The sequence below is a fragment of the Litchfieldella xinjiangensis genome (assembly GCF_000759345.1).
In the GTDB taxonomy this organism is placed as follows: Bacteria; Pseudomonadota; Gammaproteobacteria; order Pseudomonadales; family Halomonadaceae; genus Litchfieldella_A; species Litchfieldella_A xinjiangensis.
This window is the reverse complement of record NZ_JPZL01000001.1, coordinates 84,175-103,486: the sequence shown is the minus strand read 5'-3', so window position 1 is coordinate 103,486 and position 19,312 is coordinate 84,175. Positions and strand designations below refer to the sequence as shown.

Here is a 19,312-nt window from a genome sequence, read left to right as displayed (position 1 = left end):
ACTTGAAATGCATCATAGCCCTGACGGAAGAGGCTTGACGGAGAGTCGCCCATGATTGACTGGAACGCCATAGCGGGTGCCACGTACAGCGATGGAGGACGGGTCGAATTCGACACGCCCGAACCGCATCGTGAAGCACTGGAGGGGCTGGCCCTGACCCCGTTGGCACATCTCGGCGTTCTCGAGGTCGAAGGTGCCGATGCCGAACGCTTCCTGCAAGGCCAGACCAGCGCGCAGGTCAGCCTGGCCGGTTCGGGATTCGCCCCCCTGACCTGCTTCTGTACCCCCAAGGGCCGCATGCTGGCCAATGCCCAGCTTGTCCGGGTCGCCGATCAGCGGTTCTGGCTAGTGCTCGAACGCGAACTCATTCCGTCATTGAAAGCCCATCTCGACAAGTTCGCGGTCTTCTACAAGGCCGAGATGCGGCCTCGTGACGATCTGGCCCTGATGGGACTGATTGGCAACGATGGGCCCGCGCTAGTCGAAGCACGACTGGATGTGCCCCCGCCGTCGCTCTGGGGTCATGCAAGCCGTGATGACATCCATGTCCTTCGGCACCCCGGGCCTCGTCCCCGCTTGCTGCTGGCCATTCCCCAGGACAATGCCGTGAATGCCTGGCAATCGTTGTCAGCGCACGCCGCCTCGGTCGGCAATAGCCTCTGGCGGTTGATGGACATCCAGTCGGGCCTCGCCTGGATGGGCGAAGTGCACCAGGACAAGTACCTGCCCCAGATGCTCAATTGGGAAGCACTAGGAGGAATCAGCTTCAAGAAAGGCTGTTATACCGGCCAGGAAGTCGTGGCACGTGCCCACTTCAGAGGCCAGGTCAAGAAACGCCTGATGCGCGCCCAGCTCGACGGCGCTGAGCTCCCAGAGCCGGGCACTGCAGTGGTGGATGCCGAAGGGAAATCCCAGGGAGAAGTCTTCACCGCCGAGTTGGACGCCTACGGTCAGGCAGAGATACTCGCGGTGCTGAATACCAAGGAAGCGCCTACCCCATGGCTGGTGGTGAACCAGCGCCTCAAGCTTCTTTCATTGCCCTACGCCATCGAACGGGTCGACCCGGAGCAGTTAGCCACCTCTATGGTCTAATCCAGCTCGAGCCCGAACACACGTTGCGCCGTCGCCGTGCTCTGCTCGGCGATGGCGTCAGGGGTGGTTCCTCGCAACTTAGCCACAACGTCGCGAACCTGAGTGATCCTGGCCGGTTCATTGCGCTGGCCTTGATAGCCGCAAAGGGGCATGTCGGGGCTATCGGTCTCGAGAACGAACCCATCCTCCGGCAATCGCCGCACGGCCCGCCACAGCCGCTGGGCGCGCTCGTAGGTTACGGCGCCGCCCAGTCCCACAACGAACCCCAGGTCCAGGAATTTCCAGGCTTGATCCGGCGATCCAGCAAACGCATGGATCAACCCACCGGCCGGTAAATCGAGCTCACGCAACCGCTTTGAAACCTTGTCATTGGCATGCACACAGTGAATCACCACCGGCAACCGTCGCGTTTTGGCAAGGCGTAGCTGGGCGTTGAATAGCCGCCACTGTGCGTCGAGCGTCTCCTCGAAACGCGCATCGATACCGCATTCACCAAGCGCAGTCACTTCAGGGTGCTCATCGAGTAGGGCGCCGAGCGCTTCGACATCGTCCTCTTGGTGCTCGCCCATGAAGTTGGGATGCAGTCCGAGACTGATGCTGACGTCACTGCGGGAATTCAAGGCAAGCACGTCGGGCCAGTGCTTACGGGTCGTGCCCGGGACCATAAAATGACCTACGCCGGCCTCCCTGGCACGTGAGAACATGGCGTGGCGATCGTCATCGAAGGCGGAAAAATCGAGATGGCAATGGGCATCGACCAGCATCCGTGTGGCGCTCCCTTGGTGGATCAAGTGTCGGACGACAACGTCGATGTGCAGGACGGACAACGTGTCGCCGGGATAGGAATCTTGCTGATGCAGTAGGGACAGCTTTTAACCGTAGGTGCTGATGCCGTCTCGGTGGTTTGCACCAGGTTCTTGAGGCGATTGATGTTACGCACGAGGAGGAAAGTCGCTAGAGCGACGATCAGAAAGGAGATCAGTGCGTTGAGGAATACGCCGTAATTCAGCGTAACCGCTCCAGCAGCCTGGGCCTGCTCCAACGTCGTAAACGGCATACCATCGCCCGCGCGCAGCACTAGAAACTGATTGGAAAAATTCAGCCCGCCGGTGGCCAGCCCGATCAGTGGAGTCAGAATATCCCTTACCAGGCTATTGACGATACCGGTAAAGGCGGCACCGATGATGATGCCAACAGCCATGTCGACCACATTGCCCTTGACCGCAAACTCGCGGAACTCCTTGAGAACCTTGGATGGCATCCTTCTCTCCCGTCTCAAATTCCGGTGTCAAGCCCTGGACCCATACTAGACAGCCTGGATCAAGGGGCCGAGGCCGGCAATAGCCGGCCTCGGCCAGGTATCAATGTTCCCGTGTCGCAGCAAAGCGCACGTCAGGCCAACGCTCTTGGGTCATCTGAAGATTGACCCGCGTCGGAGCGATGTAGGTCAGGTAGCCGCCGCCATCATAGGCCAGGTTGGTACTGGCCTTGCGCTTGAACTCCTCGAGCATCTTGGCATCGTCACAGTAGATCCAGCGCGCCGTCTGCACATTCACGGCCTCATATAGGCAATCCACCTTGTACTCCTCCTTGAGGCGGTGTGCCACGACATCGAACTGCAGACTCCCTACGGCGCCGAGGATGAGATCGTTGTTATCCAAGGGCATGAACACCTGGGTAGCGCCTTCCTCCGAGAGCTGCTGCAATCCCTTCTGCAGCGCTTTCATCTTGAGAGGGTCCTTGAGTCGAACGCGCTTGAACAGTTCCGGCGCGAAGTGGGGAATGCCGGTGAAGCGCATATCCTCGCCAACGGTGAACGTATCGCCGATCTGGATCGTGCCGTGGTTATGCAACCCAATGATATCGCCGGGCCAAGCTTCCTCGACCTGCTCACGATCCGAAGCCATGAACGTCAACGCATCGGCAATCTTCACATCCTTGCCGATACGCACGTGGCGCATCTTCATGTTCTTCTCGTACTTACCGGAGCAGACACGCAGGAAGGCGACCCGATCGCGGTGATTGGGGTCCATGTTGGCCTGGATCTTGAAAACGAAGCCGCTGAACTTCCCATCCCCCGCCTCCACTTCACGCGCGTCGGTCTCACGCGGCTGGGGAGGCGGCGCATACTCGACGAAGCCATCGAGCATTTCGCGAACGCCAAAATTACCCATGGCCGTACCGAAGTAGACCGGGGTAAGTTCACCGCGTCGATACGCCTCGAGGTCGAACTCATGCGAAGCCCCCCGCACCAGGTCGACCTCCATGCGAAGCTCTTCGGCTTGCTCCGCACCCAGGACCTCATCGACTTCGGGGCTATCCAGCCCCTCGATGCGCCGATCGTCAGGAATGCGGTTGCCCTGCCCCTGGGTATAGAGGTGAACGACATCGTTGTAGAGGTGATAGACCCCCTTGAAATGCCTGCCCATGCCTATCGGCCATGTCATCGGGGCACACTGGATATTGAGCACCGTCTCGACTTCGTCCATGACTTCGATAGGGTCACGCGTGTCGCGATCCAGCTTGTTGATGAAGGTGAGTATGGGCGTGGTGCGCAGACGGCAGACATCCATCAGCTTGATGGTACGCTCTTCGACACCCTTGGCCGCATCGATGACCATCAATGCCGAATCGACTGCAGTCAGGGTGCGATAGGTATCTTCCGAGAAATCCGCGTGCCCTGGCGTATCCAGTAGATTGACGATACGACCGTTGTACGGAAACTGCATGACCGAGGTGGTTACGGAAATGCCCCGCTCCTGCTCCATTTTCATCCAGTCGGACGTGGCATGGCGGTCGTTACGCTTGCTTTTGACCGACCCCGCCATCTGGATGGCATTTCCGAAAAGAAGCATTTTTTCGGTAATGGTAGTCTTACCCGCGTCGGGGTGAGAAATGATGGCAAAGGTTCTTCTAAGCCCGACTTCCCGGGCCAGCGATGAATCTGGCATGTATGGCGTTCACGAGGTCTGGGGCGGCCGCTGACCGAATGCGAGGGATCCCGCGGCAGCGAAATGGGTGATTTGGTGCGATTTTACGTGCTTGGACCGACGCCGTACAGCCTGCCCATTCCCGATGCCTCCATGAACATGGCTGTGCCATGCCAGGAATCATGCCTCGCGGTGGTAGCGAACCCCATTCAATTCGAGCTCGACGACATGCTTGAAGGGCTCGTAGGTACCGTCGATATCCCCCGGCGCGCCTCGGCTCCCATCGAGCCAGGATTCGGGAATGACCTTGACGGCGTCCAGCGCCACGAACTGAACTCTGGCGGGAAAGTGAGTGCCATCGTGATCGATCACGACATGCTCACCCGCCATGCAGCGTCTGAGCTTCTCGAAGAATGCCTCGTCTTTCAGCGTTTCCGTACGCATGATACCTCCTCTAGGCTTGTGTCTTCGGTTGTGTTCTTCAGTCTAGGCGCCGACCCCATAGCCAACAACCCAGGCCGGCCGCAACGGGTATATGAGCGCAACCCGATAGTTCGGTTATCATGTTCCCCCGCCCCTATACGGAGCCGCCATGCAACACGCCCTGCCATTGCCCTTGTCCACGCCCAATCGCAACCTGGTGCGACTCACCATCGTGCGCGGGATCACCTGGACAGGCTTTCTCGGCGCCATCATTTTTGGCATCGAGGTTCTAGGGTTTCAGTTGCACGTCTTGCCCGTCATCAGTGTCATCGTCGCCATGGGGTTGGTCAATGTCGCGACCTGGTGGCGGCTGGGACGTCCCCGCGCCGTCACGGATACTGAATATCTGATGCACCTGCTGACCGATATAGCGGGGCTCACCCTGCTGTTCTACTTCACGGGGGGATCGACCAACCCGTTCATTACCTACTACCTCGTTCCCGTGACCATCGCTGCCGCCACGCTTCCCTGGTTGTATGCCTGGATCATCGCAACGGCGGCATTGGCGGGCTACACCTTCCTCATGGTGCTCTACGAGCCCGTCCCGCAACTGAGCCATGGCATGCTGGTCGGGTCCATCAGCCTGCATGTGCTGGGCATGTGGCTCAACTTCGGTCTATCCGCCGGACTGGTCACGTTCTTTATCTTCAAGATGGCGCATGCCCTGCGACGGCGAGACCAGATGCTTTCCCATACGCGTGAAAATGCATTGCGCAACGAGCAGGTCCTGGCCGTGGCCACCCAGGCAGCGGGAACGGCCCACGAGCTTGGCACACCGCTTTCAACCATGGCGGTGCTGCTCAAGGAAATGCATCAGGATGTGCCGTCCGATTCACCATTACGTGAAGATATCGACCTGCTGCGAAGCCAGGTGGACATATGCAAGTCACGGCTGCAACATTTGGTGGCAAACGCCGATCGCCGCCGCCTGGCCGAACCCGAGATCCGGCCGGCAGCAACCTGGCTTCAGGAGGTGGTACAACGCTGGCTGGTGCTGCGGCCCGATGTCAGCCATCACCTCGACATCGCCCAGCATCGCAACCCACCTCACCTGGCCGTGGATGCCACGCTCGATCAAGCCTTGCTGAACCTATTGAATAACGCCGCCGATGCCAATCCCGAAGATATCGTGATTCAACTGGACTGGGATGACGATTTGGTCATCATCGATATACGCGATCATGGCCCAGGTGTCGCCATGTCGATTGCCGACCAGTTGGGCGACACGTTCGTCTCCACCAAGACCAAGGGCATGGGCATCGGCCTGTTCCTGACTCACGCCACCATCAATCGGCTCGGTGGCGGAGTCAGCCTGTACAATCACGAGGAAGGTGGCGCTCTGACCGAGGTAAAACTACCCCGCCAAGACCCAGATCGCCAGTGACGGAGCCCCTATGAGCCAGCGAGACGAGACAGTGTCGGAAACCAGCGAACGCGTATTGATCGTCGATGACGACGAGATGTTCTGTCACGTAATGCAGCGAGCCATGACGAGACGCGGCTACGAAGTAAACGTCGCACATGACGCGGAAGAAGCCCTGGCGAGCGCACGAACGGCCCCGCCGGATATTGCCACACTCGATCTCAAGCTCGAGCATAGTTCGGGGCTCAAACTCCTGCCGGAGTTGCTGGAGATCGTTCCCGAGTGCCGAGTCGTGGTGCTGACCGGCTACTCGAGTATTGCCACTGCCGTGGAGGCCATCAAGCTGGGTGCGGTGAATTACCTATGCAAGCCCGCCGATGCCGACGAGATATTGACGGCGCTTGAGCGGCAGACAGGGGACCCCGACACCGAAGTTGCCGAGAACCCCCCTTCCATCAACCGGGTCACCTGGGAGCATATTCAGAAAGTGCTGCAGGAACACGACGGCAACATTTCGGCGACGGCCCGCGCCCTGGGAATGCATCGCCGGACACTGCAGCGCAAGTTGCAGAAGCGGCCAGTGAGGCGTTGATGAAGGCGACTACTGCGCCGTCCATCCCAAGTCGATGTTCCAGCTCGATCCAGTCACGGCGCCCGCGGCGTCCGAGGCCAGATACGCCGTGAGCGTAGCGACTTCCGAGGGATCGATCAACCGCTTTACCGCCGCGTTCTTGAGCATGATCTGTTCGATGACCTCCTGCTCCTGCATGCCATGCAGGCGTGCCTGATCGGCAATCTGATTGTCCACCAGCGGCGTCTTGACATAGGCCGGACAAATGGCATTGGCTGTAATGCCGTGCGCCCCCCCTTCTAGAGCAGCCGTCTTGGTCAGGCCAATCAACCCATGTTTGGCGCTGACATAGGCCGATTTCCCCGGCGAGGCGACTTGGGCATGAACCGAGGCGATATTGACGATGCGCCCCCAGCCCCCTTCACGCATGTAAGGCCAGGCCGCCTGGGTCAGCAGAAACGGAGCAGTCAGCATCAGATCGATGATCTGGCGCCACTTCGTCTCGGGAAACTCTTCAATGCTGGACACATGCTGAATGCCGGCATTATTGACGAGGATATCGATGTGACCGAAACGCTTCGCTGCCTCGGCTACCGCATCACGGCATGCCTGTGCATCGGTTAAATCCGCCTGGAAAAAAGCCGCGCCTGATGCATCGGCCACTGTTTTGCCCTGGTCGTTGTAATCTACCGCGAGCACTTGCATGCCCAGCTCGCAGAAATGCTTGACAACGGCCTCGCCGATACCGCTGGTCGTGCCGGTCACCAAGGCCACACGCGGCGTAGCCTGCTGATGATTAGTGGCGCTCATCGCTTCCTCCCGGTTTCGTTGGCATCAATCGACCCACTCAGCATACGCCGACGTCATCACCTGGCGCCACTCAGCGGCGATGACGTCATGCCTTGGCCCCAGGGGGATCCATGACGCGGCTGACCAGCTGCTGGGCGAGGCGACTCCCCTCTTGCAGGGAGTCGATATCCCCCAGGTCGCTCAGCACCTCGCAGCGCCAAAACCAGACGTCATGATCGACTTGCTCCTGATTGAAGGCGTAAGCGCCTCCAGGAAGCTGGACGATGCGCTCAGCGACAGCCTCTCTGGTCGCGCTCGTCGGTGGCAGAAGCACCAAGGACAGTGAAATCGGCGTCAGCAATGCCCCCACCAGGCTGGGCTCATCGTTTAGCCCTACCTCATCTTGCCCCATCCCATCGCCTGACCAAGGGCGGAAGCACAGCGTATCCACCCCCAGTAGGGGATTGCGACATGGCGAGGATTTGAACCATGACGCATGGACCTGCCAGTAGCGATGGGCGACGTCTGCCAGACGAGCGTATTGGTCGGAATTCAATGCCTGCATGATGCTCTCCCGTTGGCGAAGCCCGCAGTCTACCTATTGAGGGGCTGCTGGCCACTTCCTGCGGTGCAACCTTCAGCCTGTTAAACTGGTTGCAAGGACACTCACAGACATCGCAAGGAGGCTCCATGCAGGCCCGCCAACGTCTCGAGCAAGCCACGGCCATTGCTCACCGTGCAGGACGTGCCATTCTGGACGCGCACGCCAGTCAGGATTTCGAGCATCGTTACAAGAAAGGCAGCGAGCTCGTGACCGACGCCGACGTGGCCGTCGATACATTGATCGCCGAGGCGCTCGACGAGGAGTTTTCCGGCGAAGCACGCTTGACCGAAGAGCTGGCTCCGGATCACGACAGCCTCGATCTCAATGATGCGCTGTGGATCGTCGATCCAATCGATGGCACCGTCAATTTCGCACATGGACTACCCCATGTGGCGGTGTCTATTGCATGGGCCAGCCAGGGCCGAGTGGAGGTCGGTGTAGTGCATGCCCCTTTCCTGCAGGAAACCTTCACCGCCATTCGTGGTGAAGGGGCTTTCCTGAATGGCACTCGCCTGCAGAGCAGTCGCGCCAATCGACTTTCAAACAGCCTGATTGCAACAGGGTTTCCATACGACCGTGATACCCGTGCCCCGCTCATAAGACGCCTGACAGCCGTATTGATGCACTGTCAGGACGTTCGACGAATCGGTTCGGCGGCGCTGGACCTGTGCAACGTGGCTTGTGGCCGGCTGGATGCGTATTACGAAAGCGTATCGCCATGGGACTTCGCTGCCGGCTTGCTGATCGCCCGTGAAGCCGGTGCACAGACCGGGCATCTTTACCCCGTACCGCAGGGTATCCCCAATGACCTGTACGGGGAGAATATCCTGGTCAGTGCGCCGGACATTTATGCCGAGCTGGATCGGTTGCTCAAGCAGGCGGACGAAGAAAGTCTATAGTGCAATGCAATAACCCGGGTAGATTGCTCCTATTGGCAATCTCCCGGCAAGTACGGAACAATGGGGCATAAATTTCTATTCGCACGATATGTCCACCTTTATTCAGGAGAACTTCATGTTCGTAGTGATCTTCGGCCGTCCCGCATGCCCTTTTTGCACCCGAGCCAAGGACCTGGCAGACAAGTTGAGCGACACAGGCGCCATCTCCGGTTATCGCTATATCGATATCCATGAGGAAGGCATCACCAAGGCGGATATGGAAAAGACCATCGGCAAGCCGGTCGAGACCGTACCCCAGATTTTCGTCGACCAGACTCACATCGGCGGCTTCACCGAGTTCGACCAGTACGTCTCCGATAATGCTTTGCTGCCGGCCAGCACCGAACAGTAAGGTGAGTCGAGCTCACACGTGACGCGATGCAAACCGCCCGGCTAGGGCGGTTTTTTCATGTGCGTAAGGTTAGCGTCCCCTTGGCGTTGAATCCCTCCTCAGCGCCTCTGCCTATACTTGCCTGGACGACAAGGCACAGGGAGAGGGCCTGACATGCAGCGCCAAGCGTTCTTGCAAGAGCTATGGCTCGATTATGTGCACCATCACCCCGAACTGGGTGCCTTGCGCCTGTGGCCGTTGGACAGCTGCCCCGAATACCTCACCCTACTGACGCTCAACCATGGCCCCTACGCAGCCAATGCTTTATTACCCGCCCTGAAGTGTCAGGGGTATGCGCATGCTGAGCACTTTGCCATGGCCGACCGGGGACTTCTGGTGACGTTGCTATCCCCCCCCGATGAGGGCGCCTGGCTGATCCTCGCGGAACTTCAGCTTGGTACGTTGACCCGCGAGCCCCGAGCCTATCTCCAGTCGCTGATACAGCGTCCTCGTGTCACCTCACTGGAAGGCTTGAAAATACTGACTCGCGGCCGACCTTGGGAGATGCCCGACTGGTCGGGGTACGAACGACTGCATCAGGCGCATCCACTGGCGGCCTGGCTGGCGGTAATGGGGCCTCGGATTCACCATGTCGGCTTCGATTGCGAATGCCTGGGAAACGACCTGGTCAGCCTGGATCAGCAAATGCAACGCGCCGGTTTCCAAGGAACCGCCAACCGGTTGGAGGGGGTGTTTCCTGTTTCTCCCCTGCTCAACTTCCGCTTTTATGCGACCCGTTCACAGCGCATGGCCTTCGCGGGAGGAGACGAGCACCGCATCGCCATGGGCGGGCTGGCCCTAGTGCAGAAATGTCTGCCCAGTAACCGTGAGCGCGCCGCCGAATTACTGATGCCACGCCATACCCGTTGCGAAATCGGCTAGGTGTCGATTTAACGTGTCACGTTCTCTTCCGCCGCCAGGTTTTCGGCCGCATCGTCTCCGTGTTCATCATCCTCGTCGTAGCTAAAGTCGAACTCGTGCTGCTGAGGCTCGTAACGTGGATCAAGCTCATTGATGTAGTGCGGCGTCTCCATGACGGGTACGGCCACATACGGCTCCTGCTCGACCGCCGGTTCGGCGATTGCCCGGCTACGGCCGAGTTGATACAGCACGAATACTGCCAATAGCACCGATACGGCGCCGAGGAACATCCATAGGCCATCCGGACCAACCCATTGCATGGCCAGCGATGCACTGAAAGGACCAATGATTGAACCGACCCCATACCAGATCATCAGCTTGGCATTTGCTGCAACGATCTCGGAATGGTCGAGCCAATCGTTGGTGTGAGCCAGGCTCAGGGAATATAGCGTATGCAGCATCGCCGTATGGAAGCAGGCGACTACCAGCAGCATGGTGAAGCTGGTGCGGGCCACGGCCGCGATCAGCACACCCGCCAATGCCATGACGACCGCCATGCACAGGATGACCTTGCGGCGATCGAAGCGATCGGAAACGCGCCCCAGAGACCATTGGGCTACCAGCGCCACCAACGTGGTAATGGCCATGAACTGAGCCGTCTGCGCCGTGGACAGGCCGATCTCCTGGCCATAGAAGGGCGTCATGGCAAAGAACGATTGCACCATCAAGCCGGCCACGAATGCGCCGGCCAACCCGACAGGCACGCGCCGGAACAGTTCGCGCAGCTTGATCTTCTGAGGTTGGACATCCCCCACCTTGCTGGGGCCATGGATACGATGGATGGACAGCGGCACGAGCGAGAGTGCGAATAGCATCCCTGCCACCGAGAACAATACCGTAGTCGAGGGGTCGGCCAGGTTCAGCATCCACTGCCCCCCCGCCAGCGACGAGGTGGAGATCACCATGTACCAGCCGAGCACGCGGCCACGATTCTCATTGGTGGACTCACCCGAAACCCACGACTCCATGACCATCAGCAAGCCAGCGGTGGCCACCCCGCCAAATAGCCGCCAAGCCAGCCAGGCCCAGGGATTGATCCATAGCCCATGCAGCATGGCGGTAACCGCCAGTGAAGCAGCACAGGCCGCAAAGACCCGGATATGGCCCACTGAGCGGATGCGTTTTTCCAACCAGTAGCTACCCACCACGAAGCCCAGCGAGAAGCTGGACATGAGCAGGCCTGCCATTTGTGAGGGAAAGCCCTCGAGGGACATACGAACGCCAAGCAGGGTCATGATCAGGCCATGCCCCAGCAGAAAGCAGATTTCGCATACGAACAGAATTGGCAACGTCGCGGGTAACGCGCGCACTCGCACCTCCATGTGGTAACCGCGTTCCATAATAGCGTCGACGACGCTCACTGGATGCAATCAACAATGACTCGAACCGCTATCCTCGTGAGCGCCGCATCACAGTGTGGCGCATTCTTGCCGATCATCAAAGTCAGCAGTGGCCAAGAATGAGGTTATTCACAATTCCTGTGGATAACGATGTGCAAAGTGACTGTATAGCCACGTTTGAGCAAGTCGCTCAGCGGGTCGGGCTTACAGTGATCAGATTTTCATCAGTGGCCACCGCGTTAGTGCAGCGCACCATTAGTCTAAGTTCATCCTCATGGTGCGAAGCAGCAGTTCCCAAGCCCGGCAAAGGCTGGCACGCTGTGCCAAACTGCGTTAGTTACATAACTATAGAGGGAGGAGCCGATGACTGCCCCGCTATGGGCCCCGTCCCAGGCCACCATCGACAATACGCAAATGGCCGCCTTGATGCATCGCATCAATCGCGACCACGGCGAGGACCTGCAGGACTACAGTGCCCTGCATGCCTGGAGCATCGAGCACGCCGAAGCCTTCTGGGCATTATGGTGGGACATTGCCGATATCCAGGCCGTCTCACGCGGAGATACCGTGCTCGAGCGGCCCGATGCCATGCCTGGGGCTCGCTGGTTTCCGCAAGCCCGGCTCAACTTCGCGGAAAACCTGCTCAGGCGTCGCGACGATCACCCTGCGCTAGTGGTCTGTGACGAGCGACGCAGGCGTAAGGTGATTTCCTATGCGGAATTGTACGAGCAAGTCGCCAAGCTTGCTCACTCACTGAAGCAAAGCGGGGTCACCGCGGGCGACCGAGTGGCGGGTTTCGTACCCAACAGTGAACATGCCGTCATCGGCATGCTCGCTGCAGCCAGCATCGGTGCTGTCTGGTCCTCCTGTTCACCTGACTTCGGTTTCAATGGCGTGATGGATCGGTTCGGTCAGATCCAGCCCAAGGTATTGATCGCTACCGATGGTTATACCTGGAACGGCAAGCCGATCGATACGCTGCCACGTCTGGCCGAGATTAGTGATGCCATCGACTCGATCAATCAGATTGTCATCTTCTCGTTTTTGAAGGACGAGGTGGAAACCGACGGCATCGACAAGGCCGTAACGTGGGACGACTACCTCAGTAATCCGGCTACAACTGTCGAATTCGAACCTCAACCCTTCGACCATCCGTTGTACATTCTCTATTCATCCGGCACGACCGGGGCACCGAAGTGCATCATTCACTCAGCCGGCGGCACCCTGCTCCAACATCTCAAGGAGCATCGGCTGCATACCGATCTCGATGCGAGCGATGTATTGTTCTACTACACCACCTGCGGGTGGATGATGTGGAATTGGCTCGTCTCCGGCCTGGCCTGCGGAGCCACCTTGGTGCTTTATGATGGTTCCCCCTTCTCTCCGGCGCCCGATGTACTCTGGGAAATGGCCGAACGCGAGAAGGTCACGGTCTTCGGTACCAGCGCCAAGTATATCGCCGCTTGCGAAAAGGAAGGGCTACTGCCCGGCAAAAGCCACGACCTGACGAGCCTGCGTGCCGTGCTCTCTACCGGCTCGGCACTGGCCCACGAATCGTTCGATTACGTCTACCGTGACATAAAGGAGGATCTGCTACTCGCCTCCATTTCGGGCGGAACGGATATCGTCTCCTGCTTCGCCCTGGGGTGTCCCATTCGCCCCGTCTATCGAGGCCAGCTACAGTGCCGCGGCCTGGGCATGGCCGTGGATGTCTTCGACGACGAAGGTAAACCGTTGCGTGAAGAAAAAGGCGAGCTGGTTTGCGCCCAGCCCTTTCCATCGATGCCCGTCGGCTTCTGGAACGACCCCAACGGCGAGCGATACCGGGAGGCCTACTTCTCGACCTTCCCCGGCATCTGGGCTCATGGCGATTACGCCGAAATCACCGCCGAGGATGGGCTTGTCATCCATGGACGCTCCGATGCCGTGCTCAACCCCGGGGGCGTGCGCATCGGCACGGCGGAGATCTATCGCCAGGTCGAGAAGGTCGAGGGCGTTCTCGAGTCACTTTGCGTGGGCCAGGAATGGGGTGACGACGTTCGTGTGGTGTTGTTCGTGCGGCTGCGCGAGGATAGGACGCTCGACGACGCGTTATGCGAGGAGATCAAGCGCACCATTCGTGCCAATACCACTCCGCGCCACGTGCCCGCCAAGATCATCGAGGTCGAGGATATCCCACGCACCTTGTCAGGCAAGATCGTCGAACTCGCCGTACGTAATGTCATCCACGGTCGTCCAGTCAAGAACCAGGACGCTCTCGCCAATCCCGAAGCCCTCGAGCTCTACAAAAACCTGCCCCAACTGCAGCATTGACGAGTTGCCCGGTCACGTAAGTGGCTGGGCAGCTCACGCATGTTCCAGTAGCATTGACTGATCGAAGCCCGCCGGGTAAGGAGCGCGCATGTCGGCCCTGAAGGGGATCGTCAGCCTACTGCTATTGATTGTGATCACCCTATTTTGGGGGATACCGCTTTTCATATTGATCATCGTCAAGCTTGTCACCCCGACACGACGCTGGCGACGCCAGGTGCTGCTGGGCTTGATTCATGTGGCGCAGAACTGGCTGGGCAGTAACCTGTGGTGGATGCGCCGCTGGCTAAAACCGCAGTTATCAACACAACTGCCGAAGAGCCTTTCCGCGCACAAATGGTGGCTGGTGATTTCCAATCATCAGAGCTGGACCGATATCTTCATGCTTCAGCTCGCCCTGCATCGCCGTATCCCCATGCCTCGCTTTTTCCTGAAGCGCGAACTCATCTGGCTCCCTATAGTGGGCCAGGCCTGCTGGGCACTTGAATTTCCGTTCATGCGGCGCTATTCGCGTACGCAACTTGAACGCAATCCCGCCTTGGCGAACATCGATCGTGAGGCCACGATCCGCAGCTGTCGCCAGGCACGTGAGGTTCCCTCCGCGCTTTATAACTTCGTTGAGGGGACCCGTTTCACCCCTGCCAAGCGCGATGCCCAGGCAAGCCCCTACCGTCATCTCTTACGCCCCAAGGCGGGCGGTATTGCTCAAGTTCTCAGCGTGATGGGCGATAGGCTTGATGGCATTCTGGACGTGACCATTCACTACGTGCGTCCTCAACCGACCTTCTGGCGTTTTTTATGCGGACGTGAAGCGGCGGTGACGCTGCACGCTCGGCACATCGATGTCCCCGACTGGATGCCGGGTGGCGATTATCATCAGGATCCGTACTACAAGGAACGCGTCCACACATGGCTCAACGGTATTTGGGAGGTGAAAGATGGCAGGCTCGATGCGTTTTCCTCGCCTTCGTGATGTTGATCCTGGGCGGTTGCGCATCTGCACCGTCCGAAACGCAGCGTCTGCAGACCATTGCCGGCAACTGGGTTACGATTCAACGCGGTGACACCTTGGGTGCCATAGCTTCACGCGCCAATGTCCCGCTGGAACGCTTACAGCGCTTCAATCCGGGGGTGGATTCCCGGCGCCTGGCTGTCGGCCAGCGCATTCTGGTGCCTTCGACCCAAGAGCGCGCTCCTTCTGGAGGTCCCTATCGCTACCAGATTCGCCCGGGCGATACCTACTCGAGCATTGCCCGGCGCTTCGGAACGACAGCACAGCACATACAGACAGCCAACAGTGGGCTTAATCCCAGTGCACTGCGGGTCGGGCAGTTGATTCAAGTACCGTTGCGCGGGGCGAGCAGCACTTCACGGAGTGTGGCCAATTCCCGCCCTCCCACGAATTCGGCTCCTTCCAGACCTAGCCCACGGCCCAACCCAGGTCCCGTACCCAGCCAGGCCAAGGGCTGGCCTTGGCCACTCGATGATTATCGGGTGGTGCGCCAGTTCGGGAGTGATTCTCGCGGGACACTGCAACCAATGCTACTCGCCACAAGTCGTGGCCAGCGAGCAAAGGCCGTCGCTGACGGTGACGTACGCTTTGCCAGCAGCATGCGTCAGCTGGGCAAAGTCGTCATCGTTCACCACAGCGACAACCTGCAAAGTGTTTACGCCCTTTGCGATAGCCTGGCCGTGAACGAAGGCGACAAAGTCACCCGGGGCATGCCGTTATGCGAGGTTGGCTACAGCAACGCCACGCAACGCTACGACTTGCTGTTCGATCTACGCCATGGCGGGAAGCCCATCGATCCTCGTCAGGTCCTTCGATAGTTTGGCCTCAGAGCGCCGTGGAAAAGATATCGGTCGTGTCATGGGACCGTCACTACCATGACCCCTTCCTGTCATCCTAAAGGGCCACACTGGCCTAAAAGCGATGACGGGAAGTGCCATGCGTTTATGCCTGGTCAGTGAAACCTGGGCCCCCGAGATCAACGGGGTCGCACACACGCTCAACCATTTGAGTCAGGAGCTGGATCAACGCGGGGTCGAGCAACTGCTCATTCGGCCACGCCCCCGCGAAGGCCGTGAGGCCCGGTACATGCAGGCCGAGCTCCAGGTCAGTGGATTTCGGCTTCCGCGCTACACCGACGTACAGTTCGGCCGCCCAGCGGACAGACGCATCATGAATTTCTGGCGTCAGAATCGTCCAGACGTGGTCTATCTCGCGACCGAAGGCCCTCTAGGCTTCTCTGCCCTCCGGGTTGCCAGGCGGCTAGGCATCCCGACAGTCAGCGGCTTCCATACCAATTTCGATCATTATGCAGGCGATTACGGCATGAATTGGTTGAAGGCACCGGTGCTGGCGCTGCTCAGGCGCTTCCATAATCGCACCCATGCCACGCTGGTACCCACAATGGTTCAGGCCGAGCGGTTGCGTGGGCAGGGCTTCGCCAATGTCGGCGTGATGGGACGAGGCATCGATAGTCATCACTTTACGCCGGACAAGCGTGATCCGGCGTTACGTCGGCAATGGGGTGCAGAAGGCCACCAACCCGTGGCTTTGCATGTGGGCCGTCTCGCCTGTGAAAAGAACCTCGACCTACTCGTTGAAACCTTCAGGGCGATGCGCGAGACACAACCGGATCTTATCCTCGTGCTCGTGGGTGACGGCCCTCAGCGGACGACCCTGGAGCAGCGTCTCCCCGAGGCCATCTTTACCGGCTTCATCGACCATCATGCCCTCGCCCGACACTATGCCAGCGCGGATCTTTTCATCTTCCCTTCACTCTCCGAAACCTACGGCAATGTTGTGGTGGAAGCCATGGCCAGCGGCCTGGGTGTGGTGGCCTTCGATTATGCAGCAGCCGAGGAACTTATCGAAGACCAGAAAAATGGCTTGCTGGTCTCTCGCGATACGCCTGACGACTTCGTCCAGGCAGCGGTGTCGCTGTGTCAGTCACCCGCACGCTTCGGTCAATTGGGCCGGGCGGCGCGAAGGAGAATTCAAGCTCAAGGATGGGACGTCATTGCCGATACATTCCTCGATAGCCTTCGACACGCACAGGAGCCCTCCGATGGCCTGCCCGACCCCTGCCGCCCCTGAGCGCCTGAACGCACCACACCTGTTCACTCGGCTCGACAGTGCCGAGTGGCGCATGTGCCAGCGTATGGCCAGGCTGAGTATTTACAGGCCTTGGCTCGTGACGCTGCGTATCGCCAGTCGGCTCGGGGATTGGCCCGCCTGGGTCGCCCTCATTGCCATGCAGCCCGTGTTGTACGGCAACCAGGGCTGGTTATGGCTATGGCAGTTCGCCATCACGGCTATCGTGGCGGTGATCATCTATCGCTTGATCAAGACGCGGCTTTGCCGTGAGCGGCCTTTCATCACATTCCAGGGCATTCCCTGCACCATGCCTGCACGTGACCGCTACAGTTTTCCAAGCGGACATACCATGCATGCCGTCATGTTCTGTTGGCTATGTGCGGCCACCCAACCTAGCGCCCTGTTCGTCGTTGCCCCACTCAGTGCGCTGATCGCCGCCTCGCGCGTCGGGCTAGGCCTTCATTACATCAGCGATGTTCTTGGAGGTGCCTTGATCGGGTGTGCTTTTGCGTGGTTCAGCTTATGGCTAATTCCGCCCATGCTCACCTGACACAGGCCGCACGGCGTGTCATCCTGCTCCAATGAGCGATGTCTTCCATACTTCGTGCGAGCGCCTTCTTCAAGCCCCACCGCTGTGGCTATGCCAGGATCTCCTTGGCTGGCACGAGAGCCGAGCGCTGCTCAACTATCTTGACCAAACGCTCGACTGGAAACAGCCGAGTCTGCGACTCTACGGTCGAGAGCATCCTATACCCCGTCGCCAGGTCTGGATGGGAGACAGCAACGCGACATATCGATACTCAGGTAAGGAATTCCAACCGGCCCCTTGGTTGCCGGCGCTGATTCCGGTTCGTGAGCGCGTCGAGGCTCGTATTGCCGCTCTTGGCTTCCCTGCCAGATTCAACAGTATTCTCCTCAACCGCTACGCGGACGGCGAGGAGCGCATGGGCTGGCATAGTGACGATGAGCCTGAATTGGGACCGGAGCCGATCGTCGTGGCTCTCAGCTTGGGTGCCGAGCGACCGCTGCGTTTACGCTGGCGTGACCGGCGCAGCGAGGCTTTCAATGTCTGGCTGCCCAACGACAGCCTGTTACTGATGGGTCCAGGAACTCAGCAGCAATTGCAGCATGCCCTGCTTCCTCGGAGAGTTCCTGGATTACGTATAAGTTTAACTTTTCGATATGTAAGTTAGGATTAGTGTTTTTTATATCAAGAAAGATAACGGTATAAACTATAGCGACATTAAAAGGGAGGCTTAGCCTCCCTACGGTGCAAATGAGCAGTATCCCTTAGCCGCGATAATACCCCGGGGTAACGAAAGGCATCCGCGCCACAGTCATCGGCAAGCGCTTTCCTCGAACCTCGGCGAACACTCGGTTCCCCGCTTCGGCATGTGCAACTGATACATAGCCCATAGCCACCGGTTTACCGACGGTGGGGCCAAAACTCCCTGACGTCACCTCACCTATCCGATGGCCCTCCTCATCGAACAGCTCGGTTCCTTCACGTACAGGGGCCCGCCCCTCAGCTACCAGCCCCACTCGCTTGCGGTCATGATCCCGAGCATCGATCTGATGGAGTATCAAATCCGCACCGGGAAAACCACCGACCCGTTCGCCACCATGACGACGCGCCTTGCCCACGGCCCAGATAAGCCCTGCCTCGACCGGCGTTGTCGTGGTATCGATATCGTGACCATAGAGACACAGCCCCGCTTCGAGTCGCAGTGAATCGCGGGCGCCGAGCCCTATCGCTTCGACTTCCGGCTCATCGAGCAGACGCCTGGCAAGACCGTCGGTATCGTCCTTCTCTACCGAGATCTCGAAACCGTCTTCTCCGGTATAACCGCTCCGGCTGATCCACACAGGGAAGCCAGCCAGCGTGAAACGTCCATGCTGCATGAAGACCATATCGCAGGCTTCGGGACACACGCGTTTCATGACATCGGCCGCTCGGGGTCCCTGCAGGGCCAGCAGCCCCCGGTCCAGCGTCTCGACGTGATAATCCTGGCCCAGCCCGACACGCAAGTGTGCCAGGTCCTGATCCCTGCAGGCGGCATTGACGACGAGGTACAGGTGGCCTTCACCTCGGACCACCATGAGATCATCGAGAATTCCCCCCTCATCGCCGGTAAACAGTGCATAGCGCTGCATGCCGACCTCGAGGCCAACGATGTCGGCGGATACCAGCGTTTCCAACGCGGCCGCTGGATCAGGCCCCTTTATGAGCAGTTGCCCCATATGGGAAACGTCGAACAGTCCGCATGCGCTCCGGGTATGCTCGTGCTCTTTCTTGACACCCAGAGGAAACTGCACGGGCATCTCATAACCCGCAAAGGGCACCATCTTTCCGCCAAGTTCGACATGCAGTGCGTACAAGGGCGTCTTGTTGAGTTCGCTCATCGTGAGGTCCACCTTCGATTGCATCCATGGCCAGGCGTTGCGGGTGGTCTGCCACCCGCAACGTCCGTCGACTA

At 59.2% G+C, this 19,312-nt stretch carries 20 protein-coding genes; 12 read left to right on the top strand and 8 right to left on the bottom strand.

What is annotated here, in order from left to right; all coding sequences use genetic code 11:
- The first annotated feature begins 51 nt into the window (after nt 1–51).
- Nucleotides 52–1,092: a CAF17-like 4Fe-4S cluster assembly/insertion protein YgfZ gene (gene ygfZ, locus JH15_RS00440; protein WP_081948804.1), complete on the top strand. Its 1,041-nt coding sequence runs from the start codon at nt 52–54 to the stop codon at nt 1,090–1,092.
- On the opposite strand, the gene JH15_RS00435 is transcribed toward ygfZ, so the two are convergent.
- The 4 genes from JH15_RS00435 to JH15_RS00420 all read right to left on the bottom strand — a co-directional run bounded on the left by JH15_RS00435 (nt 1,089) and on the right by JH15_RS00420 (nt 4,466).
- Nucleotides 1,089–1,856, bottom strand: a complete 768-nt coding sequence (locus tag JH15_RS00435) for a TatD family hydrolase (protein ID WP_043525919.1) — start codon at nt 1,854–1,856, stop codon at nt 1,089–1,091. The genes ygfZ and JH15_RS00435 overlap by 4 nt on opposite strands.
- Nucleotides 1,857–1,879: 23 nt before the next feature.
- On the bottom strand, nt 1,880–2,353 hold the full coding sequence (gene mscL, locus JH15_RS00430) for a large conductance mechanosensitive channel protein MscL (RefSeq protein ID WP_043525917.1): 474 nt from the start codon (nt 2,351–2,353) through the stop codon (nt 1,880–1,882).
- A gap of 100 nt (nt 2,354–2,453) precedes the next feature.
- The gene (locus tag JH15_RS00425; protein WP_043525915.1) at nt 2,454–4,043 is read right to left on the bottom strand and encodes a peptide chain release factor 3; all 1,590 of its coding nucleotides are present in this window, start codon (nt 4,041–4,043) and stop codon (nt 2,454–2,456) included.
- Nucleotides 4,044–4,202: 159 nt separating this feature from the next.
- Complete coding sequence (locus JH15_RS00420) at nt 4,203–4,466, bottom strand: hypothetical protein (RefSeq protein WP_052383822.1); 264 nt, start codon at nt 4,464–4,466, stop codon at nt 4,203–4,205.
- Nucleotides 4,467–4,614: 148 nt separating this feature from the next.
- Here JH15_RS00420 and JH15_RS00415 point away from each other — a divergent pair, with 148 nt between their 5' ends.
- Entirely contained in the window at nt 4,615–5,889 is a 1,275-nt protein-coding gene (locus JH15_RS00415; RefSeq protein WP_043525913.1) for an ATP-binding protein, read from the top strand.
- A 10-nt stretch (nt 5,890–5,899) separates the two neighbouring features.
- Complete coding sequence (locus JH15_RS00410; RefSeq protein ID WP_043525911.1) at nt 5,900–6,460, top strand: response regulator transcription factor; 561 nt, start codon at nt 5,900–5,902, stop codon at nt 6,458–6,460.
- A 9-nt stretch (nt 6,461–6,469) separates the two neighbouring features.
- Here the strand turns inward: JH15_RS00410 and JH15_RS00405 are convergent, their stop codons facing one another.
- Complete coding sequence (locus tag JH15_RS00405; protein ID WP_043525909.1) at nt 6,470–7,249, bottom strand: 3-hydroxybutyrate dehydrogenase; 780 nt, start codon at nt 7,247–7,249, stop codon at nt 6,470–6,472.
- A gap of 85 nt (nt 7,250–7,334) precedes the next feature.
- The gene (hybE, locus tag JH15_RS00400; RefSeq protein WP_043525906.1) at nt 7,335–7,793 is read right to left on the bottom strand and encodes a [NiFe]-hydrogenase assembly chaperone HybE; all 459 of its coding nucleotides are present in this window, start codon (nt 7,791–7,793) and stop codon (nt 7,335–7,337) included.
- Nucleotides 7,794–7,918: 125 nt separating this feature from the next.
- Here hybE and JH15_RS00395 point away from each other — a divergent pair, with 125 nt between their 5' ends.
- The 3 genes from JH15_RS00395 to JH15_RS00385 all read left to right on the top strand — a co-directional run bounded on the left by JH15_RS00395 (nt 7,919) and on the right by JH15_RS00385 (nt 10,043).
- Nucleotides 7,919–8,731 (top strand): inositol monophosphatase family protein, encoded by an 813-nt coding sequence (locus JH15_RS00395; RefSeq protein ID WP_043525904.1) that lies wholly within the window; start codon nt 7,919–7,921, stop codon nt 8,729–8,731.
- A 115-nt stretch (nt 8,732–8,846) separates the two neighbouring features.
- Nucleotides 8,847–9,122: a GrxA family glutaredoxin gene (locus tag JH15_RS00390; RefSeq protein WP_043525902.1), complete on the top strand. Its 276-nt coding sequence runs from the start codon at nt 8,847–8,849 to the stop codon at nt 9,120–9,122.
- A gap of 153 nt (nt 9,123–9,275) precedes the next feature.
- On the top strand, nt 9,276–10,043 hold the full coding sequence (locus JH15_RS00385; RefSeq protein WP_043525901.1) for a VOC family protein: 768 nt from the start codon (nt 9,276–9,278) through the stop codon (nt 10,041–10,043).
- Nucleotides 10,044–10,051: 8 nt separating this feature from the next.
- Here JH15_RS00385 and JH15_RS00380 read toward each other — a convergent pair whose 3' ends face one another.
- Complete coding sequence (locus tag JH15_RS00380; RefSeq protein ID WP_043528509.1) at nt 10,052–11,392, bottom strand: MFS transporter; 1,341 nt, start codon at nt 11,390–11,392, stop codon at nt 10,052–10,054.
- A 393-nt stretch (nt 11,393–11,785) separates the two neighbouring features.
- Here JH15_RS00380 and JH15_RS00375 point away from each other — a divergent pair, with 393 nt between their 5' ends.
- The 6 genes from JH15_RS00375 (at nt 11,786) to JH15_RS00350 (ending at nt 18,028) form a co-directional block, all read left to right on the top strand.
- Nucleotides 11,786–13,735, top strand: a complete 1,950-nt coding sequence (locus JH15_RS00375; RefSeq protein WP_043525899.1) for an acetoacetate--CoA ligase — start codon at nt 11,786–11,788, stop codon at nt 13,733–13,735.
- A gap of 88 nt (nt 13,736–13,823) precedes the next feature.
- The gene (locus JH15_RS00370; RefSeq protein ID WP_043525898.1) at nt 13,824–14,705 is read left to right on the top strand and encodes an acyltransferase; all 882 of its coding nucleotides are present in this window, start codon (nt 13,824–13,826) and stop codon (nt 14,703–14,705) included.
- A complete protein-coding gene (locus tag JH15_RS00365; RefSeq protein WP_081948802.1) occupies nt 14,642–15,562 on the top strand; it encodes a LysM peptidoglycan-binding domain-containing protein in 921 nt (306 codons plus the stop codon). Before JH15_RS00370 ends, JH15_RS00365 begins: the two co-directional genes overlap by 64 nt.
- Before the next feature lie 118 nt (nt 15,563–15,680).
- Nucleotides 15,681–16,835: a glycosyltransferase family 4 protein gene (locus tag JH15_RS00360; protein ID WP_043525896.1), complete on the top strand. Its 1,155-nt coding sequence runs from the start codon at nt 15,681–15,683 to the stop codon at nt 16,833–16,835.
- The gene (locus JH15_RS00355) at nt 16,807–17,385 is read left to right on the top strand and encodes a phosphatase PAP2 family protein (protein WP_052383821.1); all 579 of its coding nucleotides are present in this window, start codon (nt 16,807–16,809) and stop codon (nt 17,383–17,385) included. The genes JH15_RS00360 and JH15_RS00355 overlap by 29 nt, the downstream gene beginning before the upstream one ends.
- Nucleotides 17,386–17,416: 31 nt before the next feature.
- Nucleotides 17,417–18,028: an alpha-ketoglutarate-dependent dioxygenase AlkB family protein gene (locus tag JH15_RS00350; protein ID WP_052383820.1), complete on the top strand. Its 612-nt coding sequence runs from the start codon at nt 17,417–17,419 to the stop codon at nt 18,026–18,028.
- Nucleotides 18,029–18,125: 97 nt separating this feature from the next.
- Here JH15_RS00350 and gcvT read toward each other — a convergent pair whose 3' ends face one another.
- Nucleotides 18,126–19,238: a glycine cleavage system aminomethyltransferase GcvT gene (gene gcvT, locus JH15_RS00345; protein WP_043525895.1), complete on the bottom strand. Its 1,113-nt coding sequence runs from the start codon at nt 19,236–19,238 to the stop codon at nt 18,126–18,128.
- Nucleotides 19,239–19,312: the final 74 nt, after the last annotated feature.